This is a genomic window from Streptomyces geranii, from assembly GCF_002954775.1.
GTDB classification, from domain to species: domain Bacteria; phylum Actinomycetota; class Actinomycetes; order Streptomycetales; family Streptomycetaceae; genus Streptomyces; species Streptomyces geranii.
This window is the reverse complement of sequence record NZ_PJME01000056.1, coordinates 1-23,543: the sequence shown is the minus strand read 5'-3', so window position 1 is coordinate 23,543 and position 23,543 is coordinate 1. Positions and strand designations below refer to the sequence as shown.

The window sequence follows — 23,543 nt, the reverse complement described above, 5'->3', positions numbered from 1 at the left end:
CGCACGTTCCGTACGTCCCACGAACGAAGGAACTGGAGACCTTTATGACAGCGCCTCACCCGCGCTCCCGGCGTGCCGTGGTAGTCCCGCTCGGTATGGCCCTCGCGACGGCGTTCGCCTTCCTGCCGAACATCGACGCCGTGGCGGCCGACGCCGCGCCCGCCGCCGTCACGGCCGACGGGCCCTCGCTCAGCTATGTGGTCAACACGTTTCCCGGGCTCGGCTCCTCCCGGTACCTGAAGAAGGCCATCGCCGGGGCCGGCGGCACGATCGTGACGTCGTACGACCGGATCGGCGTGGTCGTCGTCCACTCGGCGAACCCCGACTTCGCCAAGGTCATCCGCAAGGTGCACGGCGTGCAGTCGGCCGGCAACACGCGCAACGCGCCGCTGCCCGCGCAGTCGACCACCGACGTGGGCACCCCGAAGGTGCTCTCCGCCGCCGAGGTCGCGAGCGCCACCGCGGACGCCACCGCGACCCAGGACCCGCTGGAGCCCCTGCAGTGGGACCTGCCCGCCATCAAGGCGGACAAGGCGCACGAGAAGTCGCTGGGCAGCTCCAAGGTGACCGTCGCCGTGATCGACACCGGCGTCGACGACACGCACCCCGACATCGCGCCGAACTTCGACCGCAAGGCCTCCGTCAACTGTGTGACGGGCAAGCCCGACACCACGGACGGTGCCTGGCGGCCGACCACGGGCGAGAGCCCGCACGGCACGCACGTCGCCGGTGAGATCGCCGCCGCGAAGAACGGCATCGGCGTCACGGGCGTCGCGCCGGGCGTCAAGGTGTCCGGCATCAAGGTGTCGACCACGGCCGGCTACTTCTACACGGAGGCCGTCGTCTGCGGCTTCGTGTGGGCGGCCGAGCACGGCGTGGACGTCACGAACAACAGCTATTACACGGACCCCTGGTACTTCAACTGCAAGAACGACCCGGACCAGAAGGCCCTGGTCGATGCCATCACGCGCGCGTCGCAGTACGCGGAGCGCAAGGGCGTCGTCAATGTCGCGGCGGCCGGCAACGAGAACTACGACCTCGCGGCCGACGAGATCACCGACCCGGTCTCCCCGAACGACGCGACGCCGTCGGACCGGGTCATCGACCCGTCCGAGTGCTACGACATCCCGACCCAGCTCCCCGGCGTGGTGACGGTCGCCTCGACCGGCGCCAAGGGCATCAAGTCCTCGTTCTCCAACCACGGCCTGGGCGTGATCGACATAGCCGCCCCCGGCGGCGACTCGACCCGCTACCAGACCCCGGCCCCGCCGGCCACCAGCGGTCTGATCCTCGGCCCGCTGCCCGGCGGCACCTGGGGCTACATGGCCGGTACGTCGATGGCGAGCCCGCATGTCGCGGGCGTGGCCGCGTTGATCAAGTCGACGCACCCGCACGCCTCGGCCCGCCTGGTGAAGGCGCTGCTGTACGCCGAGGCGGACGCCACGGCGTGCACGGACCCGTACGACATCAACGGTGACGGCAAGGTCGACGCGGTGTGCGAGGGTCCGAAGAACTACAACGGGTTCTATGGACATGGTGTAGCGGACGCACTGGACGCCGTGACGAAGTAGATCCAGTAGATCCTTTTCAATGGTGGGCCGGACGGTATTGATCCGTCCGGCCCGCTGCGTTGAACGCATTGAATGCGTTGATTCGATCAATATATTGATTCAGTACACACGGCATAGTGACCGTATGACTGTGTTGAGCACGGAATACATCTGGTCCGCGCTGGGCGGTGACCCCTCGCTCGCCGCCCGGGTCTCCCCCGTCGTACGCACCGGAGTGCTCGCGTCCCGTCTCCCGGTACGGGAGCTGGCGCGGGCCTGCGTCGGCTCCTGCGCGCTGGCCGCCGCCGAACTGGGCGCACTGCGGGCCGGGCTGCCGGAGGTGCCCGAGGTTCACCTGGACGACGGCGCGGTCGCCACCGCTCTCGTCAGCGAACGGCATCTGCTGGTCGACGGGCGGGCTCCGGTCACGTTCGCGCCCTTGTCGCGCTTCTGGCGGACGGCGGACGGCTGGGTGCGCACGCACGCCAACTACCCGCACCACCGGGCCCGTCTGCTCGCGGCCCTTGGCGTGTCCGAGGACCCGGCGTCCGTAGCCGCCGCCCTCGCCGAACGCACCTCCGCGGAGGCCGAGGAGAGCGTGTACGCGGCAGGGGGCCTCGCCGTGGCACTGCGTACGGCGAAGGAGTGGGCCGCGCACGAGCAGGGGGCCGCGGTGGCGGCCCGCCCCCTGGTGGAGCGCGGGCGCCTGGACTCGGCACCCGCGCGCGTGCTCGCGCCGACCGGCACCGCTCCCCTGCTGCCCGCCGCCGGGATCCGGGTCCTGGACCTGACCCGGGTCATCGCGGGACCGGTAGCCACCCGCACCCTCGCCCTGCTCGGCGCGGACGTCCTGCGCGTGGACGCGCCGCAGCTGCCCGAACTCCCGGACCAGCACGCCGACACGGGCTTCGGGAAGCGGTCGGCGCTGCTGGACCTGGCGGCCGACCGGCGTGCCTTCGAGGAGCTGCTGGCCGAAGCGGACGTGGTCGTCACCGGGTACCGGCCCGGCGCCCTGGACCGCTTCGGCCTCTCCCCCGAGGCGCTGGCCGAGCGCAGGCCAGGGGTGGTCGTGGCGCAGTTGTCGGCGTGGGGCGCGTACGGGCCCTGGGGCGTGCGGCGGGGCTTCGACAGCCTGGTGCAGGTCGCCACGGGCATCGCGGCGATCGAGGGGTCGGTGGCGGAGCCGGGCGCGCTGCCCGCGCAGGCGCTGGATCACGGCACCGGGTATCTGCTGGCGGCGGGGGTGCTGCGGGCGCTGAGCGAGCAGGCGCGGGAGGGCGGCAGCCGGTTCGTACGGCTGGCGCTGGCTCGGACTGCGGGGTGGCTGCTGAGCGGGGCGGAGCGGGGGCAAGGACAGAGGCGGGGGAAGGGGCAGGGGGCGCCGGTGGACCACCCCGTGGACGACGGGTACGGGTCATACGACGGGATTGCCGGGCTCGACGGGTACGACGGGCCGGAGGCGTGGCTGGCCGAGCGGGACAGTCCGCTGGGGCGGCTGCGGTACGCGCTGTCGCCGGTCTCCTTCGCGGGTGGGCCGGTCGACTGGGCGCGGCCTCCCGGGATCTGGGGAACGGATCGGGCGCGCTGGATGTATTGAGATAATCACCGCGTGCCCTTGGGGAGGGGTGCCGGGGTGGGTCGCCGGGCGACCGGAGACGTACCGACGGCTGGTGAGGATCTTGGGGTGGGCTTGATACGACCGACTGACGGGACGTCCGACGAGGACGGGTCCGCGAGAACTCCCGGCAGCGGGCGCCCGGGTACCGGACGGGCCGTCGCCGTGCTCGTGCTGGTGGCCCTGGCCGCGCTGATACCGCTGCTCGGCCCGTCCGCCGTGCTGGACGGCACCGGGGAGGCCGCCGCGCCCGGCGTCGGCGGGATCGCGCTGCTGCGGACGGTGCTGTTCGCCGCGCTGTGCGTCCCCGTGGGCGAGCTGTTCGTGCGCCTGCTGGCCGCACGGCTGCCCGGGGTGCCGCAGGAGCGGGCGCGGAGCTGGGCGGCGTACGCGGCCGGGGTCGGTTTCGTCGCCGCGCTGGGGCTCGCCTCGGTCGTGTCGACCGGCAACCTCGTGCCGCACAGCCTGGCCGCGATCGACGTGGGCGGGCTGTACGAGTCCCGGGACGGCAAGCTCGCGCTGCTGGAGGTCAACGGGTTCGCGGTGGCGGGCCTGTGCGCCCTGTCGGCCCGCCCGGCCCTGCAGATCTGGCCGTTGGCGGCGGTGGCCGTGGCGGAGGCGCTGCGGGCCCATCCGGCGCCGGAGCTGACTCCGCTGACCGGCTCGGCGCTGACGTTCGTGCACCTCGTGTGCGCGGCGCTGTGGGTGGGCGGACTGCTGTACGTGCTGCGGACGTTGCCCCTCTGGGGGACGGCGAGCGAGGCACGCGTGGCCTTGCTGGGCCTCTACGCGCGCGTGGCGGCCGTTCTGCTCGCCCTGATCACCGCGACGGGCATCTGGAGCACCCTGCGCCGGATGCCCGCGGACACGGTCCTGGAGCAGCTGACGTCGACGGCGTACGGCCGCACGCTGCTCGCCAAGGTGATCGTCGTGGCAGCCGTCGCCGTACTCGCCCTGTGGGCACGGCTGCGGCTGCGCCGGGCGGCCGACCCACTGGCGGCGTGGTCCCCCGCGCGCGCGGAGGTCGCCGCGCTGGGCCTGGTGGTCGCGGTGTCCGGGCTGCTCACCGCGCTGCCGGTGCCGATCCGCTGGACGTGACGGGGCGGGGCGCCACTCACACCGGGAACGCGACTGCCGCCCGCGCCGCGCGGCCGACCCACTGACGGCCCCGTCTCCCGCGCGCGGAAGCCGTCGCCCTCGGCCCGGCGGTCGCGGTGTCCGGGCCGCTCACCGCGCTGCCGGTGCCGATCCGCTGGACGTGACCGGTGGGTGTGTCGCGGTTCTCGGCGCCGCCGCGAGTACTCCGGCCGTCAGGAGCGACTGGGCCGCGATGTAGGTGAGCATGATCCAGAGGTCGGGGTTGGGGAGCTGGGGCAGGTTCGCGACGCCGGTCGCGATGAGGGTGTCGGAGAGCAGGAAGAGTGCGCCGCCGGTACCGGCGAGGAGGCCGAGGGTGGTGGCCCGGTACGCCATCCCGGTCAGCAGGAGGCTGTAGCCGGCGACGGGGGCGCGGAGTTCGGCGGGCAGGCCCGGCCAGAGGACGGCAAGGGTGACGAGCAGGGCCAGGGCGTAGGCGGCGGCGAGGCTGTGGCGGGCGGCACGCGCGCGTGGGGTGCCGTTCGGTGTGCGGGACTCGGGGCCGTACGTCCTGAAGAGGGCGAGGTAGCAGACGTGGCCCGCCGCGAAGGAGGCCATGCCCGTCAGGAACGCCGGGTCGGCGTCGGAGAGGAGCAGGACGTCGCCCGCCCAGCCGAGGAGGAGGGCGGCGGTGAGGAGTCGGGGGGCGCCGCGCAGGTGGGCGTGGGCGGCGAGGAGGGGCATCAGGAGGGGCTTGGCGAGGGCGTGGCCGGTGTCGGAGCCGACCGCGAGGGAGGTCAGGTCTGCGGCTGCGGCGAGGGCGAAGGCGGCCAGGAGAACGCGGGACGGTCGGCTCACGCGACGACTGTCTCTTCGGCCGTGGACTGCTGCTCCTGCCGTACCGGCGCGGGCTGCCAGCCGGGCCCCCGGAACACCCGCCCGGCGCGCTCGCGCCAACTGCCCGCCGCCTTGATGTCCTTGACGATCGCGACGTACTCATGAGTGGCGACCTTGACCGGGTTGAACGTATTGATGTTCTTCGTCAACCCATAGACGGGTCGCTCGGTCTCCGCGACGAACGAGCCGAAGAGCCGGTCCCAGACGATCAGGATTCCGCCGAAGTTGCGGTCCAGATAGCCGCCTTGGGAGGCGTGGTGGACGCGGTGGTGGGAGGGCGTGTTGAAGACGTACTCGAACCAGCGGGGCATGCGGTCGATCCGCTCGGTGTGGATCCAGAACTGGTAGACGAGGTTCGCGGAGGAGCAGAAGGCGAGCGCCGCCGGGTGCACGCCGAGGGCGACGAGAGGGACGTAGAACGGCCAGACGGTGAGCGTGGTCCAGGGCTGGCGCAGGGCGGTGGTGAGGTTGAACTTCCGGCTGGAGTGGTGGACCACGTGGCAGGCCCACAGGATGCGGATGACGTGGTGTCCGCGGTGGGACCAGTAGTAGAAGAAGTCCTGCGCGAGGAGCATCAGCGGGACGGTCCACCACAGCACCGGCACGCGGAGCGGGGTGAGTTCGTGGACCGCCGTGTAGACGGCGAGGATCGGGATCTTCCAGAGGAAGTCGAAGAGAAGACTCCCCAGCCCCATCCCGACACTGGTCACGGCGTCCTTGGTGTCGTACCCGGCGGCGTCCTCGTCAGGGTGGATTCGGACACTGATCATCTCGATGACCGTGAGCAGCACGAAGGCGGGTATGGACCAGGCCACGACGTCGGGGAGGTTGGGCATGTCTGCACGTTAGGACGGCTCGCGGGTGGCGCATAGACGTTGTTACTGACAAGTATTCAAGGCAGTACGCGCTTGCTTGTTGGTGGTCTCCACCAACCGGGTGGCCGACGGAGTGTCAGTCGCGGCCCGTATTCTCTGACACCATGCTCGAAGACCTGACGCCCACGCAGCCCCCCACCCCGTGGCCGACCGCATATCCCCAGGGATACGCGGTCGTTGACGTCGAGACCACGGGTCTGTCCCGGGACGACCGGATAATCTCCGCGGCCGTCTACCGGCTCGACGCGCGCGGTGAGGTCGAGGATCACTGGTACACGACCGTCAATCCGGAGCGGGATCCCGGGCCCACCTGGATCCACGGGCTGACGAGTGACGTACTGGAGGGCGCCCCGCTCTTCGTCGAGATCGCCGAGGAGTTCGCGGCCCGGCTCGCCGACCGGGTGCTCGTCGCGCACAACGCGGTCTTCGACTGGTCGATGATCGCGCGGGAGTACGCGCGCGCGGAGCGCGAGGCGCCGGTGCGGCAGCGGCTGTGCACCATCGCGCTGTCCAAGGAGTTGGGGCTGCCGCTGCCCAACCACAAGCTGGAGACGCTGGCCGCGCACTACGGGGTCGTGCAGCAGCGCGCCCACCACGCGCTGGACGACGCGCGTGTGCTCGCCGAGGCGTTCCGGCCCAGTCTGCACGCGGCTGCCGGCAGCGGCGTACGGCTGCCGCTGCTGGAGTGCCGGCCGCTCACGGAGTGGTCGGCGTCCACCGCCGGTGCCGCGCGGCCCCAGATCGGGCGGCAGGCCTCCGGGGGCTACGGCGGCTACCAGCCGACCAGTTGGCGGCCGTCCCGGAAGCGGCCCGCGTGTCCGTACCCCAATCCGGGGCGGTACGAGGACGGCAGGCCGCTGAAGCAGGGCATGCGGGTGGCGTTCTCCGGGGACACCTCGGTCGAGCGCGACCTGCTGGAGGACCGGGCCGTCGAGGCGGGCCTGCATGTCGCGACGAGCCTGTCCCGGCTGACCAGCCTGCTCGTCACCAACGACCCCGACTCCATGACCTCGAAGGTCGTCAAGGCCCGGCAGTACGGCACACCGGTCGTCGACGAGGCGGCCTTCGGGCAGCTGCTGCGGGACGTGGAGCCCGCGGCGGAGGGCTGACCGACGACTCCGGACAAACACGTGAATCGAAACCGAGGAAGATCACTACCCTGCACGAGTGTTCTCATACGACGAATTGACCGACCCAGAGCGTGAGTTGTGGGACGCGTTCCCCGAGGGCCGCCTCGTGGATCTGCGTACCGGTGTGCCGGAGGACGACCGCGTCGCCGAGGGCGGGCAGTGGGGTCCCGGGCGGACGGTTCGGGCCGCCGTGGTCGTGGCGCTCCTCCAGGGGGCGAACTCCGCCCGGTCGGGCGCGGTTCCGGGCCTGCGGCTCGCCGGGGCGCGCGTTTCCGGGCCGCTCTGTCTGGCCGGTGCGCAGCTCGCGTACGCCTTCTGGTTCGAGGACTGCTGGTTCGAGGAGGGCGTGGACCTCTCCGGGGCGACGACCCAGTCGATCGCGATCGTGGGCAGCCGGGTGCCGGGCGTGGAAGCCGGCCTGGTCCGTGTCGAGGGACGCCTCGATCTGCGCCGCTCCCGCGTGGGAAGCGGCCCCGCCTCGCCCTTCCATCGCAGGGTCACCGCCCTGTCGCTCATCAACGCCCGTGTGAGCGGCGCCGTGAACCTCGGCGGTGCCGAGATCTCGGCGCCCGGGGAATGGGCGGTGTCCGCCGGCGGACTGGTCGCGGAGGGCGGTGTCTACTGCGTGGACGGCTTCGTCGCGCACGGGGAGGTCCGCCTCATGGGGGCGCAGTTGCCCGGCGGGCTGCACATGCGGGGCGCGCTGCTGGACCGCCCCGGGCAGCGCGGGGTGGCGCTCGCCCTGGACAACGCCGTGGCCTCGACGCTCGACCTCTCGGACGGGTTCACCGCCGACGGGACCGTACGGCTGCGCGGTGCCCGGATCTCCGACCGCCTGACCTTCGAGGGTGCCGTCCTGAACGGGCCGCCCGACGGCCGGGGCCCGGCGCTGGTCGCCATGCTGATGCAGGCCGTCGACTTCGACCTCGTCCTCGCCCGGCCGCCGTCCGGCGCCGTGGACCTGCGGGGCGCGCAGGTGTCGTACCTCCACGACGGCGCGCACAGCTGGCCGGACGTCGTGGAGCTGGACGGCTTCGTCTACGGCTCCGTCAAGGTGGACGAGGCGGGTGAGCGGCGGGAGGCGGTGGGGCAGCGGGACTCGGTGGCCCACCGCGTGGCGTGGATCCGCCGCAGCCCGGGCTACAGCCCCCAGCCCTACGAGCAGTTGGCGAGCTGGTACCGCAAGGCCGGTCACGACGACGACGCCCGCCGCGTCCTCCTGGCGAAACAGCGCCACCGGCGCCGCACCCTGCCCCCGGCCGCCCGAGGCTGGGGACGCCTGCTCGACGTGACCGTCGGCTACGGCTACCGCCCCTGGCTGGCCGGCGTCTGGCTGCTCGCGCTGACCCTGCTGGGCACGCTGTCCTTCAGCACGCACGACCCCGCCCCGGCCCAGCGGGGCGAGGGCGCCGCGTTCCAGCCGCTCGTGTACACGCTCGACCTCCTGATCCCCATCGGGGGTCTGGGGCAGCGCACGGCGTGGTACTGGCCGGACGACGGCATCCAGTGGCTGGCGTACCTGCTGATCGTCCTCGGCTGGGTGCTGACGACCTCCGTCGTCGCGGGAGTCACCCGCACCCTGCAGAAGAACTAGCCGACACCCGTCGTCCGGACGGCCGTCCGGCTATACGGCCATACGGCCATACGGCCATACGGCTATACGGCGGAGCCGACCTTGTCCACGATCCCGACCCGGCCCTCGGCGCGCGCGCAGTGGGCGCCGCAGTACCAGTGGCCCTCCGCCTCCACGCCCTGGCCGATGATCTGCACCCGGCAGTGCTCGCAGATCGGAGCCATCCGGTGGATCGCGCAGGCGAACGAATCGAAGACGTGGCGTGCCCCGTCCCGCGTCTCGACGGTGAACGCCAGTTCGTAGTCGTTCCCACACACTTCGCAACGTGCCATAGGGCACATCGTCAGGGGAGGGACAGGCCCTCGCAAGCCGACAGCACTCCGCCGGTCACGGCGGCGGGCCCGTACCCCTCCTGATCGCACCCCGCGGCCGAGTTGTACCGTCAGTGGGGTGTACCGCTTCCTCTTGTCCCGGCAGTGGGTGATCCTCACGCTGGTCGCCCTCGTCCTCATCCCCACGATGATCAGGCTGGGCATCTGGCAGATGCACCGCTACGAAGAGCGCACCGCCCGCAACGATCTGGTCGCCGCCGCGCTGTCCGCCGACCCGGTGCCCGTGGAGCGGTTGACCTCGGCCGGACACACCGTCACCACCGGCGAGCGGTACCACACGGTCAGCGCGAAGGGGCGGTTCGACACCTCCGACGAGGTCGTCGTGCGGCGGCGTACGAACTCCGACGACGAGGTCGGGTACCACGTCCTGACCCCCTTCGTCCTCGACGACGGCAAGGTCCTGCTGGTCAACCGGGGCTGGATCCCGGCGGACGGCCCGAGCCAGACCGCGTTCCCCAGCATCCCGGCGCCCCCCAAGGGCGAGGTCACCGTCACCGGGCGGCTGATGCCCAGCGAGACGACCGCGGCGAGCGGCATCAAGGACCTCAAGGGCCTGCCGGACCGCCAGATCATGCTGATCAACAGCGCGCAGGAGGCCCGGCGGCTCGGTGCCGAGGTGCTCGGCGGCTACATCGTGCTGACGACGCCCGAACCCAAGGGCGACACGCCCGAGCTGCTCGGAAAGCCCGGAAACGAGAACGCCGCGCTGAACTACGCCTACGCCATCCAGTGGTGGCTGTTCTCCGCCGCCGTCCCCCTGGGCTGGGTGATCCTGGTGCGCCGTGAACGCCGGGACCGCGCGGAGGCGGCGGCCGAGGCCGCATCGGCGGCGCGCGAGGCGCAGGAGTCACCGGACGGCGAGCCCGCCGCCGTATGACGTAGTCGGCGCAGTCGATGTAGGAGCAATCGGTGTAATCGGCGTAATCCGGGTCTCTCGGCGAGGGACGGGGCCGTCGCGCCCGAATGCGCGGGCCGTGTACAGGGAACCCGCCCGTCGTGCACCCTCACCGGAACGACCGCATCCCCGACGTCCCCCGTATCGAGGACTACGCCCTCGTCGGCGACCACCAGACCGCCGCGCTCATCGGCACGGACGGCAGCGTCGACTGGCTCTGTCTGCCCCGCTTCGACTCCGCCGCCTGCTTCGCCGCGCTGCTCGGCGACGAGCGCAACGGGCACTGGCGGATCGCCCCCGAGGGCGCCGACCGGTGCGTCCGGCGCGGCTACCGGCCCGGCACCCTCGTCCTCGACACCGAGTGGGAGACGGCGGAGGGCGCGGTCCGCGTCACCGACCTGATGCCCCAGCGCGACGTGGCCCCCGATCTCGTACGGATCGTCGAGGGCGTACGCGGCGAGGTGACCGTCCGTTCCACACTCCGGCTGCGCTTCGACTACGGGGCGGTCGTGCCGTGGATGCGGCGGGCGAACGGGCACCGGGTGGCCGTCGCCGGGCCGGACGCCGTGTGGCTGCGCACCGACGAGGGGGTGCGCACCTGGGGGCGGGACTTCACCACGTACTCGGAGTTCACGGTCAAGGAGGGCGAGCGGGTCGCGTTCGTGCTGACCTGGCACCCCTCGCACGAGCCGCATCCGCCGTTCGTCGACCCCTACGAGGCGCTGGACACGGCCGTCTCTGACTGGGAGGCCTGGTCGGCGCGCTGCACCTACGACGGGCCGCACCGGGACGCCGTCGTGCGCTCGCTGATCACCCTGAAGGCGCTGACGTACGCCCCGACCGGCGGCATCGTCGCCGCCCCCACCACTTCTCTCCCCGAGGAACTGGGCGGCGTCCGCAACTGGGACTACCGCTACTGCTGGCTGCGCGACTCCACGCTCACCCTCAACGCCCTGCTGTCGGCGGGCTATCACGAGGAGGCCGAGAGCTGGCGCGACTGGCTCCTTCGCGCGGTCGCGGGCGATCCGGCGGACCTGCAGATCATGTACGGGCTCGCCGGTGAGCGCCGGCTGCCCGAGTTCGAGCTGGACTGGCTGCCCGGCTTCGGCGGCTCGGCGCCGGTACGGATCGGCAACGCGGCCGTACGGCAGCTGCAGCTCGACGTGTACGGCGAGGTCATCGACTCGCTGGCGCTGGCCCGGCGTTCGGGGCTGCCGTCCAAGCCGCACATGTGGCGGGTGCAGTGCGCGCTGATGGAGTTCCTGAAGAAGACCTGGCAGCAGCCGGACGAGGGGCTGTGGGAGGTGCGCGGCCCGCGCCGGCACTTCGTGCACTCCAAGGTGATGGCCTGGGTCGCCGCCGACCGGGCGGTACGTCAGCTCGAACTCAACCCGCAGCTCAGGGACGGCGACCTGGAGGGCTGGCGGGCGATGCGCGCCGAGGTCCACCAGGAGGTGTGCGAACGCGGGTTCGACCCGAAGCGCAACACGTTCACCCAGTCCTACGGCTCCCGCGAACTCGACGCCGCCGTCCTGCTCCTGCCCCGCGTCGGCTTCCTGCCCCCGGACGACCCCCGGATCATCGGCACCGTCGAGGCGGTCCGGGACGAGCTGGGGCACAGCGGCTACGTCCGCCGCTACAGCACCGACGGTCCCATGGTCGACGGCCTGCCCGGCGACGAGGGCGTCTTCCTGGCCTGCTCCTTCTGGCTGGCGGACGCACTGCACATGATCGGCCGTACGGAGGAGGCGCGTGCGTTGTTCGAACGGCTGATCGGCCTCACCAATGACGTCGGGCTGCTGGCCGAGGAGTACGACCCGGTCGCCGGCCGCCAGCTCGGCAACTTCCCCCAGGCGTTCAGCCACATCGGCCTCGTCAACACCGCCCTCGCCCTCTACGGGGACGAGCGGGCAGGATAGGGACCATGGATCTTGGACTGAAGGACCGGGTGTACGTCGTCACCGGAGCCACCCGTGGACTGGGCAACGCCGCCGCGCGCGAACTCGTCGCCGACGGCGCGAAGGTGGTCATCACGGGGCGGGACGAGAAGACGGTCGCGGAGGCGGCTGCCGCGCTGGGCCCGGAGGTGGTGGGCGTCGCCGCCGACAACTCCGACCCGGAGGTCGCGGAGCGGCTCGTGGCGGCGGCCCGTGAGCACTTCAGGCAGTTCGACGGCATCCTCGTCAGCGTGGGCGGGCCCGCGCCCGGGTTCGTCGCCGACAACACGGACGAGCAGTGGACGGCCGCGTTCCAGTCCGTGTTCCTGGGAGCGGTACGGCTCGCTCGCGCGGCGGTGGCGGAACTGGAGTCGGGCGGGGTCGTCGGGTTCGTACTGTCCGGGTCGGTGCACGAGCCCATTCCCGGGCTGACCATCTCCAACGGGCTGCGGCCCGGGCTCGCGGGGTTCGCGAAGTCGCTCGCGGACGAGGTGGGGCCCCGGGGGATTCGGGTGGTGGGGCTGCTGCCCGCGCGGATCGACACGGATCGCGTGCGCGAGCTGGACGGGTTGTCGGCGGACCCCGAGGCCACTCGGGTCGCCAATGAGTCGCGGATTCCGTTGCGGCGGTACGGGAGGCCGGAGGAGTTCGGGCGTACGGCGGCGTTTTTGTTGTCGCCTGCGGCCAGCTATCTGACCGGGGTCATGGTTCCTGTTGACGGGGGGATGCGGCATGGGTTTTAGGGTGCGTGGGGGCTGGTCGCGCCCACGCGGCGGTAGCCGCAGATTCAGCACAGCCTCGCGCCCCTAAAAGCCTCAGCTCACCCTTTCCGCTCCATGCTTCACGGCCCTCAGGCTGACCTCTGTCGGCAGGGACTTGAGGCCCGCCGAGTCGCGGGCGTTGGCCAAGGCCTCTGCCGTCAGGCGGATTATCGCCTCCTCCGGGGCCGCGTGCGGGTCCAGGAGGAGTTGGACCCGGGCCTCGGGGGCCGTTCGGTGGCCGGTCAGGGTCACCTGGGCTCGGGCGACTCCGTCCAGGCGGGCCGCCTCCCCTGCCACCGCGCTCTCCATGGCCCGGCCCCGCAGGAGGGCGCCCTCGGCGTCGCCGGTGTCGACCAGGACCTCGGTCAGACGGCGTCGGCGCAGGATCGCGGCCAGCCACCACAGGGAGAGCAGGACCAGGGCGGCCAGGACCGCGAGGACCGTCGGCCACCACCAGTCGGCGTCCCGGAAGTGGGTGCGTTCCGCGTCGCTCAGGAGTACGTCGTCACTGCTGTCGTGGATCCACCAGGTCGGCCAGCCGCCGCCCAGGCCGATGGCGAGGACCGAGCCGCCGGTGATCATCAGGGCCAGGCCCGTCAGCCCCAGCAGTACCCGGTTGACGATGCGTCGCATCCGTCCTCATCCCTTCTTCCGGCCGGGGCGGGCGACACGCAGCGCCAGCGCGGGCGGCCGGGTCAGGCCCAGGCCCCTGATCGCGTGGGCGAGCACGTCGTCCAGGTCGGCCCGTACGTCGTCGAGTTCGCGGAAGTGGGCCAGCGCGTGGACGTCGGCCCTGGTGCGGGTCAGCCGGACCCGGACCGACTGGACGCCGGACACCTCCACGGCCCGGTCGCGCAGCACCATCGCGGCGGCGGCCCGGTGCAGGCCCGCCCGCACGTCGACGTGGGTCCGCCGCATCGGCAGGACACCGCGCAGGCCGGGCGTGACGGCGAGGACCAGCAGCCAGCCGCCGAGGGCGACGGCGATCCCGGCGCCGACCAGCACCCAGGTGTCGTCGAGGGGGCGTTCCGCGAGCTGCGCGGCCAGGGACTTCCGCCAGCTCATGGCGGGGCGGTGGGCCCGTACGGCCGTGATGTCGTACAGGAACGCACCCGCGCCGACGAGGAGCAGCAGCGCGAGTACCGCCGCCGGGACCCTGCGTGCCGACCAGAAGCGGCCGTTCCTCTCCTGCCCCTTCTCCAGGATGGGGAGGGGGTCGTGGACCGCCGGTTCCGTGGCCGTTCTGTCCAGTACCGGCAGCCGCTGGGTGCTCTCGGAGCCGTTGGAGCCCTGGGGCTCGCTCATCGCGTCCTCCCCTGTGCCTTCCCCGGTGTCGCGCCGTGCGGCGGTGCCAGATGCAGCCGTTCGATCTCGACGGCGACCTCCGGCACCTCCATTCCCGCCAGTGCGTGTACCCGCGAAGTGACCCGACTACGCACCGTCGCACACTGGCCACCGATATCGGAGGGGTACGGCAGTTCGAGGCTCACCCGGACCCGGGCCCTGTCGTGGTGGACGACGACCGTGGCGTGCGGCGGCACCGCGTCCGGGGGCAGTCCGGTCAGCGCCTCGCGGGCCGCCTGAGCGGCGATCTTCGCGACGACACGGTCGGCGATCCGGGTCGCGCCGCGCTCGCCCGGCGGCACGGCCGCCGTGGTCGTGGCCGTGCCGGGTGTACGGGGCTTCCCGGGCCGCTCCTCCTCACCCGGCCGTTCCTCTGTCACCGGGTCTCACCGCCGCCTGTCGCCGCGGGTGCGGAAGAAGTCGCCCAGGTCGAGGTCGCCCTCCAGGAACCGCCCGATGACGAAGCCGAGGGCGCCCAGGGCCGCCACCAGCAGAAACGCGCCGAATCCGCCGAAGTACCCGGCGAATCCCAGCGCCATTCCGGCGATCATGCCGATCACGGCGTTGCTCATGCTGCCTGCCTTCCCGGTCCCTGCCCGGATTCCTTGTGCCGATGCCCCGGAAACGTCACTGCAGTCGGGGCTCGGGCTCTTCTTCCTCTTCCTCGGGCAGCTTGACGTCCGTCACCGCGATGTTGACCTCGACGACCTCCAGGCCGGTCATCCGCTCGACGGCCGCGATGACGTTCTCGCGTACCGCCCGGGCGACGTCGGCGATCGAGACGCCGTACTCGACGACGATCTCCAGGTCGAGCGCCGTCTGCACCTCGCCGACCTCGGCCTTCACCCCCCGGGTGACGGACTTCGCGGCGCCGCCGGGCACCCGGTCGCGGACCGCTCCGAAGGTCCGGGAGAAGCCGCTGCCCATGGCGTGCACACCGAGGACGTCACGGGCGGCGAGCCCGGCGATCTTCTCCACGACGCCGTCGGCGATCGTGGTGCGTCCGCGCTCGGCGGGGTCGCCGCCGCCGCGCCTGGTGACGTTCGGCTTGACGTTCGACTTCCGGAGCTGGGTGGGTGTCGGGTCGTCGTCGCCCTCGCCCTCGGGGCGCTCCGGCCGGTTCCGCTGGGTCATGTCGGTCATCGCCGTACATCCCTTTCGGTCGTCGTCCACGACCCACAGTAAGGGGGGTCGGACGGACCCGCGCCGGGGATGCGGCAGGCAGGCGAAGCGGGCCGCTGTCTTCACATTCCCTTCATGCCGTGGGCCGTCGCCAGCGCCACGACCAGTGAGCCGGGTTCGATCGCCCCGGAGACCCGGGCGTCGGCGACCGCGACCAGGGCCGCCGCGCTGCTCGGTTCGACGGGCAGGCCGGTGCGCCACAGGCGGTGGGTCTCGGCGGTGACCGTGTCGTCGTCCACCACCTGCGCCCGGCCGCCGGACCGGCGTACCGCCGCCACCGCCTGCAGTGCCACGGAGTTGCCGCCGAGGGAGGGCATCACGGCGGTGGTGCCGGGGAAGTCGCCGTGCGGATCGGCGCCTTCGAGGACGGCGGACACCCGGGGGTACGGCTCCACCAGGCACAGCCGGGGCACCGCGCCCGCCCCGCACACCTCCCGGAAGCCCAGATACATGCCCCAGGCCAGATCGCCGCGCGAGGCCGGGACGACGACCCAGTCCGGCCGCTCCCCCGCCAGATCGGTGAGGATCTCGGTGGCGAGCGACTTGTAGCCCTCGATGCCGAACGCGCTGCTGCCGACCGGCGGCAGCCGGAAGTTGGTGACCGGCAGCACGGTCGGCGACCTGGTGTGCGCGGCGAGGTGGCGCCAGCGTGCCGCCGGGTCGGGGAAGGTGACGACATGGGCGCCGAGGTCGCGCATCAGCGTGGCGACGCGGTCCGGGATGCCGTCCGTGACGGCGATCTCGCAGCCGAGGCCGGCACGTCCGCAGTAGGCGGCGAGGGACACGCCCGCGTTCCCGGAGGAGGCCGCCGCGACCGCGCGGTAGCCGGCGTGCAGGGCGCGGGCGACGACGAGCGCGCTGAAGCGGTCCTTGTGCGAGCCGGTCGGGTTGGCGCCCTCCCACTTGAGCCGCAGATCGACGTCCAGGTCGAGGTCGGCGCGCAGCAGGGGCGTACGGCCCTCACCGAGCGTGAAGGGCACGGTGTACGGCAGTCGTACGCCGCCGGAGGTGCCGTCGGTGTCGTACGCGCAGGCCACGTTCGCGGGCGTGCCGTTCGCGAGGCAGGCGGGGCAGCCGCTCGGGAGGTCCGCCACGGGGTGGTGGGTGCCGCAGCGGAGGCAGACGAGGGAGCGGAGGGCGGGGTTCTGGGCGACCGTCACGGTGCCGACGGTAGTGCGGTACGCCCACCGCGCGTACCGCACTGCCGTTCGAGCGCGGGCGGGTCAGTCGCCGACGCCCGCGAGGTCCCGCAGCCGACGGGCCTGGGCGGCCCGCTCGGCGGTGCGCTGTTCGTCGTAGGTGCGGCCCTGGACGCCGCGCAGCAGCGCCTTCGTCTCGACGAGGGCGTCGCGGGGCGCGGCGAGGAGCGCCGCCGACAGGTCGCGTACGGCGTCGTCGAGGCGCTCGGCCGGTACGGCGAGGTTGGCGAGGCCGGTGTTGACGGCCTCCTCGGCCGCGACGAAGCGGCCGGTCGCGCAGATCTCCAGCGCGCGGGCGTAGCCGACGAGGCCGACGAGCGGATGCGTGCCCGTCAGGTCGGGGACCAGGCCCAGGCTGGTCTCGCGCATGGCGAACTGCACGTCGTCGGCGACAACGCGCAGGTCACAGGCGAGCGCGAGCTGGAAGCCCGCGCCGACGGCATGCCCCTGGACGACGGCGATGGACACGAGGTCGCTCCGCCGCCACCAGGTGAAGCCCTCCTGGTACTCGGCGATGGTGCCGTCGAGCGTGGCGTCGTCGCTGCGCGCGAGGTCGATGAACGACGGCTCGCCGTCGAACCCCTCGGGCGTGAACGCCTGTCGGTCGAGTCCGGCCGAGAACGACTTGCCCTCGGCGCGCAGCACGACGACCCGCACGGTGCCCGGCAGTGACCGTCCGGCCTCTGCCAACGCCCGCCACAGAGCAGGACTTTGGGCGTTGCGCTTGGCCGGATTGGTCAGCGTCACCGTGGCGATCGAGTCGTCGACGGTGAGCCGGACGCCGTCCTTGTCGAGTACAGGACCGAGGGGGTCCTTTTCGGGCGAAGCCATGGGGCGCCTCCGATGAGTGCGGTCAGCAAAGCGAACTACAAGCTAAGTGACTGCACAGTAACCACCCGGCCGGTCAGCCGACCGACCGGGTGGCCACCATCGAAGCCGACGAGTCGTCGGGGGTCAGGCCGAAGCGGCCTTCTTGCCCCGTGTCGCCCCGCCCCGGCCACGGAGCGTGACGCCCGACTCGCTGAGCATCCGGTGTACGAAGCCATACGAGCGACCGGTTTCTTCGGCCAGCGCTCGAATGCTCGCACCGGAGTCGTACTTCTTCTTCAGGTCTGCCGCGAGCTTGTCGCGCGCGGCGCCGGTTACCCGGCTGCCCTTCTTCAGAGTCTCGGCCACCCGTGCCTCCTCGTGGGAAGTGCGCTCTGGTCCTCTCATGATCACCCCTCAAGCCGCTCATGGCCACCCATTCGGCAAGGTCCGTGAGACATGGATTTGACGACAGGAGTGCATCCCCACAAGCGGAATCTGCAATTCCGTAGCGGGTTGTCCGTACGGCCGAACGAGTTGTTTCGCGAATTGCCTGGTCAGGAACGTGCGACGGCCGGGCCCTTGTCCATGAAGGGCCCGGCCATGAAATGGATGTAGGACACACCTCGGTATGAGGAGATCTCACACAGATGATGGATCACGGATCGGCCGAATGATCCATAGGGAGTGGATCAGCGATTCGATCACGTGATCGTGGCCGCCGTACGGCAGCCGGATCATGCTCAGGCGAGGGACACCAGGTCCGCGTAGTCGGCTCCCCAGAGGTCCTCGACGCCGTCCGGGAGCAGGATGATCCGCTCCGGCTGGAGCGCCTCGACGGCTCCCTCGTCGTGGGTGACGAGGACGACGGCGCCCTTGTACGTGCGCAGCGCGCCGAGGATCTCCTCGCGGCTGGCCGGGTCGAGGTTGTTCGTCGGCTCGTCGAGCAGGAGGACGTTCGCCGAGGAGACCACGAGGGTCGCGAGGGCGAGACGGGTCTTCTCGCCGCCGGAGAGGACTGCGGCAGGCTTGTCGACGTCGTCGCCGGAGAACAGGAAGCTGCCTAGCGTCTTGCGGACCTCGACCAGGTCGAGGTCGGGGTTGGCGGAGCGCATGTTCTCCAGGACCGTGCGCTCGGGGTCGAGGGTCTCGTGCTCCTGGGCGTAGTAGCCGAGCTTGAGGCCGTGGCCCTCGATGACCTCGCCGGTGTCGGGCTTCTCGGCGCCGCCGAGGAGCCGCAGGAGGGTGGTCTTCCCGGCGCCGTTGAGGCCGAGGATGACGACCCGGGACCCCTTGTCGATGGCCAGGTCGACGTCGGTGAAGATCTCCAGGGAGCCGTACGACTTCGACAGGCCCTCCGCCATGAGCGGGGTCTTGCCGCAGAGCGCGGGCTCCGGGAAGCGCAGCTTGGCGACCTTGTCGGAGACCCGGATCGCGTCGAGCCCGGCGAGCAGGCGGTCGGCGCGCTTGGCCATGTTCTGCGCGGCGACCGTCTTGGTGGCCTTGGCGCGCATCTTGTCGGCCTGCGCGTTCAGCGCGGCGGCCTTCTTCTCGGCGTTCTGGCGCTCGCGCTTGCGGCGCTTCTCGTCGGCCTCGCGCTGCTGCTGGTAGAGCTTCCAGCCCATGTTGTAGACGTCGATCTGGGCGCGGTTGGCGTCCAGGTAGAACACCTTGTTGACGACCGTCTCGACCAGGTCGACGTCGTGGGAGATCACGATGAAGCCACCGCGGTAGGTCTTCAGGTAGTCGCGCAGCCAGACGATCGAGTCCGCGTCGAGGTGGTTCGTGGGCTCGTCGAGGAGCAGGGTGTCCGCGTCCGAGAACAGGATGCGGGCCAGCTCGATCCGGCGGCGCTGACCGCCGGAGAGCGTGTGCAGGGGCTGGCCGAGGACGCGGTCGGGCAGGTTGAGCGCGGCGGCGATGGTGGCGGCCTCGGCCTCGGCGGAGTAACCGCCCTTGGTGAGGAACTCCGTCTCCTGGCGCTCGTACTGCCGCATGGCCTTCTCGCGGGTGGCGCCCGAGCCGTTGGCGATGCGCTGTTCGTTCTCGCGCATCTTGCGGATCAGTACGTCCAGCCCGCGCGCGGAGAGGATGCGGTCGCTGGCGAGCACGTCCAGGTCGCCGGTGCGGGGGTCCTGGGGGAGGTAACCGACCTCGCCGGAGCGGGCGACCTGGCCGGCGGCGGGCTGGCCCTCGCCCGCGAGGACCTTGGTGAGGGTCGTCTTGCCGGCGCCGTTGCGGCCGACCAGGCCGATGCGGTCGCCCTTGGCGATACGGAAGGTCGCGGACTCGATGAGGATTCGGGCACCGGCACGCAGCTCGATACCGGAGGCGGAGATCACGGACAGACTCCAGGGCAGGGTTGTTTGGCGGGGGTGGACGGCTGAGGGCGTTCCCGCCGTCTAATGCGCGAGGAGACAGGCCATGGGGCAAGTCTAACGGGGTCGTGCAAGCACTTTTCCTGCGATCAGGTGTTCGGAACGACACATGTGTGGGCCCGGATGGCCGGACGCGAGGGGCAGCGGGCGGCCCGCGGGCTGCTCACCAGGGCGTTGTCAGTGGTCGGTGCCAGACTGGGCGCGGGCCATTTTTCCGACAACGGGACCCGGGGAGTGATGGACATGGCAGGGACGAGCGGCGGGCGTCCGAGCATCTATCCGACGCTGGTGTACGCGGACGCGAAGGCGGCGATCAAGCAGCTCACGGAGGCCTTCGGCTTCACCGAGGCGTCGGTGTACGAGGGAGAGGACGGCTCGGTGCTGCACGCCGAGCTGGTGCAGGGCAACGGCGCGGTGATGCTCGGTTCGAGGGGCACCGGCAGCGTCTTCGACAAGGCGATGGGGGGTGCGGGGGATGCGGGTGCGGGACCGTGCGGGGTCTACGTCGTCGTGGACGACGTAGACGCACATCACCAGCAGGCGGTGGACCACGGCGCGGAGATCCTGATGCCCCCGACGGACCAGGACTACGGCTCGCGGGACTACATGGCGCGAGACGTCGAGGGCAACATCTGGAGCTTTGGGACTTACTCGCCTGAGATGCAGGTCTGAGGGGGGTTGTGCGGGCTGGGGGCGTGGCTCCGTCGGGGAGGCAGTCGGGCGGGTCGTCACCCACCGGGCTCGCCCGGGGGGGGGTACCGGGGCGAGCCCGGTGGGGGCGGCTCGGGGGTGGCGGGGGGGGTCAGTTGCCTCCGGTGTGTACCTGGAAGGCGGCTCGGCGGACTGCCTTGGCCAGGGCCGGGTCGGGGTGGGCTGCGGCCAGGGCCACCAGGACCTGGACCGTGCGGGGGTGGCCGACCGCGCGTACCTCGTCGAGGAGGGCGGGGATCGTGGGCTGTACCGCGGACTCCAGGTGGCGTACGAGGAGCGGGGCCTCGCCGTGGTCGGCGACCGCCGCGGCGGTGTCGACCCACATCCAGGTGGCCTCCTCGCGGGTGAGCACCTCGTGGGCGTCCTCGGGGTCGATCCCGTCGTGCTCGGCCAGCCACAGCAGGGCGTACGGCCGCAGCGGGTTCTTCTCCGACACGGCGCGCACGTCGGGCTCGGCGGGGCCGCCGACCACGCGGAGCGCCTCGAAGGCGAGGCCGCGCAGCAGGGCGTCCTCGCCCCGGGCGGCGTCGAGGAGTTCGGCGACGGCGCTGCCGACCGGGCGGGCGGCGAGCCAGGCGCGGTACTCGGCGCGGGCCGCGTTGGGGCGCAGCTGGGAGCAGCCGCGCAGCATGTCCTCGGCGTTCTGCTCGATGTTCCCGGCGGGGCTCTGCGCGGCGACGCAGATCTGCTCCAGCTTGACCCACACCGCCCAGCTGCCGAGCGGGGTGAGCGTGGCCTGGCCGTCGCCGTAGGTGAGTGCGCCGACGGAGGCCAGGGCGTGCAGGGCCCAGTCGAGGAGGGGGGCGAGCGGGGTGTCGGCGACGGGGGTCGCCTCCTGCTGCCGCGGCTCGGGCTGGGGGCCGTACGGGATCTCGCAGCGTTCGGTGCGCAGTTCCGTGACGCGCTGCTCCAGGAGGTCCAGGAGCTGCTCCATGGGGACGGGCCCCGCGGACAGCTGGAGGAAGGAGAGCACCTGGGGCATCGCGGAGACGACCTCGGCGACGGCGGCGGGTTCGTGGTCCGCTGCCTCCGGGTGGGCGATCGACCAGGCGTCGAAGAGGGCGACCCAGCCGCGCAGTACGGCGCTGTCGTCGCGGTTCCAGGCGCGCAGGCGCCAGCCGGGGCGGGCGGTGTCGCCGTGCACCTCGACCAGGCCGGCGAGCCGGGCGGTGTCCCAGTCGTGGCGGACCTGGTCCGGGGTCAGCCCCAGTTCGGCGGCGGCCCGTTCCGCGGTGGCGTCGGAGAGGGTGCCCCTGCCGTCGGAGGGTCCGCCGTCGTGGCCGGGGCGCAGGGCGGGGTCGGCCCAGCGGGCGACACGGGCCGCGCCGGCCAGTCCGGAGCGAGCCATTCGGGCCAGTTCCGACGGTGCCGGGGTGCCCTCGGGCGGACGAGGTGCGGGGCGGCGCGAGCGCCGCTGGTTCATCGCTCGTGGGGCGGCGGCCAGGGGTCGCGGGCGGACGAGTCGAAGCCTGGAGTCGCGCGGGATACGGGACGTCACGGGTGCAGTCTTCCGGTTGACGGTCCGAAAACCCAAACGGAATGTCACGGCGGGCCACAGGGGTGGCCAAGGGAGGAGGTTCGGGCGGGGGTTCCGGTAGGGGTTCGGGCGGGGGTCCAGGGGGTGTTCAAGCCAGTGGTCCGGCTTTAAACGGAAGGGGGTTCGCGGTGTGGTGGCCGGGGAGGTGAGGGGGGTGGACCAGGTGTTTCGCGGGGTGGCGCATCGGTGTGGGCGCCTGCGGGCGCGCAGGCGGGGGTGGGTGGGTAGGTAGGCAAGGGGGCGTCCGCGTCGGCGGGGCGGGCGCGGGAAGTACCGCAGGGAATCCGCTACGGCAGACCGGTCGCGGCGCGGCGACGAGCGCACGGGGCCGGGCGCCAGGAACCGGACACCTGGCACCGGTCACTTCTTCGGTGCCGCCCCGGTGCGGACGGCCGGGTGCTCCTACATCAGCGGGGTCAGGAAGCGGCGCAGGGCTTCCTCGTATGTCGCCGGGTCCGCGTTCCACATCGCGCCGTGCGGGGCGTCCGCGACCTGGTGCAGGGTGATCAGGTCGGGCCTGCGGGCCGCCAGGCGGCGGGCGGGGGCCCAGGGGGCGATCGTGTCGGCGGGGCCGTGCAGGATCAGGACGGGGATGCTGAGCCCGGCCGGGTCGGCGGCGGCGTCGATGCGGTCGCCGTGCAGGCCCGTACGGCCCTGGGCGGCGCGCACCGCCAGGGGCAGCAGGGCGCCCGGGGTGCGGCGGGCGGTCGCGAGGGCGCGCAGGGTGGTCTCCCAGCTGAGCACCGGCGAGTCCAGGACCAGCCCGGAGATCCGGTCGCGCAGGGTGGAGTGGGCGGCGGCCCGCAGGGCCATGGTGGCGCCGGTGGACCAGCCGTACAGGACGACGCGTTCGGCGCCGTGGCGTACGGCGTGCCGGAGCGCGGCGTCCAGGTCGCGCCACTCGGTCTCGCCGAGGTGGCCGAGGCCGTCCTGAGGGCGGGGAGCGCCCGGGTCGCCCCGGTAGGCGAGGTCGAGGACCGGGAAGCGGTGGCGGTGCAGGAACGGCAGGACGTTCAGCGGGTGCTCGCGGGTCGTGCCGAGGCCGTGCACGGTGATCACCCAGGTGCTGCGCGCCGGGTACGAACCACGCGGGCAGGGCGCCCAGTTCGCCGGGGATACCGATGTCGAGGTGGTCGAGGCCGAGGGCGGTGCCGGGGTCGCCCACGTGCAGGTTCGGGGTGAGCCAGACCTTGTCGCGGGGTTCCAGGGTGCCGTGGGTGACGCGTTCGAGGCGGCGTACGACGGTGTCCGCGGAGTGGTTCGCGTGGTCGAGGACGGGGCCGACGACCGCGTGGGAGCCGTCGCCTGCGAGGCCGTAGGTGCCGGGGCGCTGGGAGGCGAGGGCTCGGGTGAGGGTGACTCGGCCGGCCGCGGTGGAGTGCACGGTGAGGCGGGGTTCGGTGGGCAGGGGTCTGCCCGGCGGCGCCTTGAGCGCGGCGTCGCTGGCGTAACGGCCGGCGGCGACGCTCACGGCGCCGGCCGCCAGGGCTGCGGTGACGGCAGCGGCCGTCGCGGTGACTGGGCGCACGGGTTCAGTCTCCTTGCGGAGGGCGCGTGCGGCCAGCGGGAGGACGCGATGCGGGGTTTTCCTCGCCCCCGCCGCCCCTACCCGTCCCATCCCTGGGGGCTGCCGCCCCCAGACCCCCGCTTGTCGGCCTGGACGGCCTCGTCCTCAAGCGCCGG

At 72.3% G+C, this 23,543-nt stretch carries 22 protein-coding genes and 2 pseudogenes; 10 read left to right on the top strand and 14 right to left on the bottom strand.

The window, feature by feature from the left end:
- The first annotated feature begins 44 nt into the window (after positions 1-44).
- From CW359_RS38420 to CW359_RS38410, 3 genes are all read left to right on the top strand, one after another.
- The gene (locus CW359_RS38420) at positions 45-1,571 is read left to right on the top strand and encodes a S8 family peptidase (protein WP_198655546.1); all 1,527 of its coding nucleotides are present in this window, start codon (positions 45-47) and stop codon (positions 1,569-1,571) included.
- Between the two features lie 124 nt (positions 1,572-1,695).
- On the top strand, positions 1,696-3,147 hold the full coding sequence (locus tag CW359_RS38415; RefSeq protein ID WP_198655545.1) for a CoA transferase: 1,452 nt from the start codon (positions 1,696-1,698) through the stop codon (positions 3,145-3,147).
- 87 nt (positions 3,148-3,234) lie between these two features.
- A complete protein-coding gene (locus CW359_RS38410; protein WP_198655544.1) occupies positions 3,235-4,263 on the top strand; it encodes a CopD family protein in 1,029 nt (342 codons plus the stop codon).
- Between the two features lie 129 nt (positions 4,264-4,392).
- Here CW359_RS38410 and CW359_RS38405 read toward each other — a convergent pair whose 3' ends face one another.
- Positions 4,393-5,100, bottom strand: coding sequence for a lysoplasmalogenase (locus CW359_RS38405; RefSeq protein WP_198655543.1), 708 nt, complete (start codon positions 5,098-5,100; stop codon positions 4,393-4,395).
- The gene (locus CW359_RS38400) at positions 5,097-5,975 is read right to left on the bottom strand and encodes a sterol desaturase family protein (protein WP_105974855.1); all 879 of its coding nucleotides are present in this window, start codon (positions 5,973-5,975) and stop codon (positions 5,097-5,099) included. Before CW359_RS38400 ends, CW359_RS38405 begins: the two co-directional genes overlap by 4 nt.
- Positions 5,976-6,118: 143 nt before the next feature.
- On the opposite strand from CW359_RS38400, the gene CW359_RS38395 reads away from it, so the two are divergent.
- Both CW359_RS38395 and CW359_RS38390 read left to right on the top strand, forming a co-directional pair.
- Positions 6,119-7,123 carry a DEDDh family exonuclease gene (locus CW359_RS38395; RefSeq protein WP_105974854.1) on the top strand — a complete coding sequence of 335 codons (1,005 nt, stop codon included), beginning with the start codon at positions 6,119-6,121 and terminating at the stop codon, positions 7,121-7,123.
- Between the two features lie 58 nt (positions 7,124-7,181).
- Positions 7,182-8,738: an oxidoreductase gene (locus CW359_RS38390; protein WP_105974853.1), complete on the top strand. Its 1,557-nt coding sequence runs from the start codon at positions 7,182-7,184 to the stop codon at positions 8,736-8,738.
- Between the two features lie 62 nt (positions 8,739-8,800).
- Here the strand turns inward: CW359_RS38390 and CW359_RS38385 are convergent, their stop codons facing one another.
- On the bottom strand, positions 8,801-9,049 hold the full coding sequence (locus CW359_RS38385) for a hypothetical protein (RefSeq protein ID WP_105974852.1): 249 nt from the start codon (positions 9,047-9,049) through the stop codon (positions 8,801-8,803).
- A gap of 118 nt (positions 9,050-9,167) precedes the next feature.
- On the opposite strand from CW359_RS38385, the gene CW359_RS38380 reads away from it, so the two are divergent.
- The 3 genes from CW359_RS38380 to CW359_RS38370 all read left to right on the top strand — a co-directional run bounded on the left by CW359_RS38380 (position 9,168) and on the right by CW359_RS38370 (position 12,684).
- Entirely contained in the window at positions 9,168-9,986 is an 819-nt protein-coding gene (locus CW359_RS38380; protein ID WP_105974851.1) for an SURF1 family cytochrome oxidase biogenesis protein, read from the top strand.
- 119 nt (positions 9,987-10,105) lie between these two features.
- Positions 10,106-11,923, top strand: a complete 1,818-nt coding sequence (locus CW359_RS38375; protein WP_105974850.1) for a glycoside hydrolase family 15 protein — start codon at positions 10,106-10,108, stop codon at positions 11,921-11,923.
- A gap of 5 nt (positions 11,924-11,928) precedes the next feature.
- Entirely contained in the window at positions 11,929-12,684 is a 756-nt protein-coding gene (locus CW359_RS38370) for an SDR family oxidoreductase (protein ID WP_105974849.1), read from the top strand.
- Between the two features lie 72 nt (positions 12,685-12,756).
- Here the strand turns inward: CW359_RS38370 and amaP are convergent, their stop codons facing one another.
- The 9 genes from amaP to CW359_RS38325 all read right to left on the bottom strand — a co-directional run bounded on the left by amaP (position 12,757) and on the right by CW359_RS38325 (position 19,576).
- On the bottom strand, positions 12,757-13,335 hold the full coding sequence (gene amaP / locus CW359_RS38365) for an alkaline shock response membrane anchor protein AmaP (protein WP_105974848.1): 579 nt from the start codon (positions 13,333-13,335) through the stop codon (positions 12,757-12,759).
- A 6-nt stretch (positions 13,336-13,341) separates the two neighbouring features.
- The gene (locus CW359_RS38360) at positions 13,342-14,007 is read right to left on the bottom strand and encodes a DUF6286 domain-containing protein (protein WP_105974847.1); all 666 of its coding nucleotides are present in this window, start codon (positions 14,005-14,007) and stop codon (positions 13,342-13,344) included.
- A complete protein-coding gene (locus CW359_RS38355) occupies positions 14,004-14,426 on the bottom strand; it encodes an Asp23/Gls24 family envelope stress response protein (protein WP_408647571.1) in 423 nt (140 codons plus the stop codon). The genes CW359_RS38360 and CW359_RS38355 overlap by 4 nt, the downstream gene beginning before the upstream one ends.
- A 6-nt stretch (positions 14,427-14,432) precedes the next feature.
- On the bottom strand, positions 14,433-14,618 hold the full coding sequence (locus tag CW359_RS38350) for a hypothetical protein (protein WP_105974846.1): 186 nt from the start codon (positions 14,616-14,618) through the stop codon (positions 14,433-14,435).
- A gap of 55 nt (positions 14,619-14,673) precedes the next feature.
- Positions 14,674-15,189, bottom strand: a complete 516-nt coding sequence (locus CW359_RS38345; protein WP_105974845.1) for an Asp23/Gls24 family envelope stress response protein — start codon at positions 15,187-15,189, stop codon at positions 14,674-14,676.
- Positions 15,190-15,290: 101 nt separating this feature from the next.
- Entirely contained in the window at positions 15,291-16,388 is a 1,098-nt protein-coding gene (locus tag CW359_RS38340; RefSeq protein ID WP_157968717.1) for a threonine synthase, read from the bottom strand.
- Positions 16,389-16,451: 63 nt separating this feature from the next.
- Positions 16,452-17,258 carry an enoyl-CoA hydratase/isomerase family protein gene (locus CW359_RS38335; protein ID WP_105974843.1) on the bottom strand — a complete coding sequence of 269 codons (807 nt, stop codon included), beginning with the start codon at positions 17,256-17,258 and terminating at the stop codon, positions 16,452-16,454.
- A 123-nt stretch (positions 17,259-17,381) separates the two neighbouring features.
- Positions 17,382-17,603, bottom strand: coding sequence for a helix-turn-helix domain-containing protein (locus tag CW359_RS38330; protein ID WP_006123601.1), 222 nt, complete (start codon positions 17,601-17,603; stop codon positions 17,382-17,384).
- Between the two features lie 374 nt (positions 17,604-17,977).
- Positions 17,978-19,576, bottom strand: a complete 1,599-nt coding sequence (locus CW359_RS38325) for an ABC-F family ATP-binding cassette domain-containing protein (RefSeq protein WP_105974842.1) — start codon at positions 19,574-19,576, stop codon at positions 17,978-17,980.
- Between the two features lie 279 nt (positions 19,577-19,855).
- Here CW359_RS38325 and CW359_RS38320 point away from each other — a divergent pair, with 279 nt between their 5' ends.
- Entirely contained in the window at positions 19,856-20,284 is a 429-nt protein-coding gene (locus CW359_RS38320) for a VOC family protein (protein ID WP_198655542.1), read from the top strand.
- A gap of 130 nt (positions 20,285-20,414) precedes the next feature.
- On the opposite strand, the gene CW359_RS38315 is transcribed toward CW359_RS38320, so the two are convergent.
- Complete coding sequence (locus tag CW359_RS38315) at positions 20,415-21,821, bottom strand: hypothetical protein (protein WP_198655541.1); 1,407 nt, start codon at positions 21,819-21,821, stop codon at positions 20,415-20,417.
- Positions 21,822-22,262: 441 nt separating this feature from the next.
- Positions 22,263-23,388: pseudogene (locus tag CW359_RS38310) on the bottom strand (alpha/beta hydrolase family protein).
- Between CW359_RS38310 and CW359_RS47705 the strand changes: the two are divergent.
- Positions 23,379-23,543, top strand: a pseudogene (locus CW359_RS47705) (cobyrinate a,c-diamide synthase); the annotation flags it as partial. The pseudogenes CW359_RS38310 and CW359_RS47705 sit on opposite strands and share 10 nt — an antisense overlap.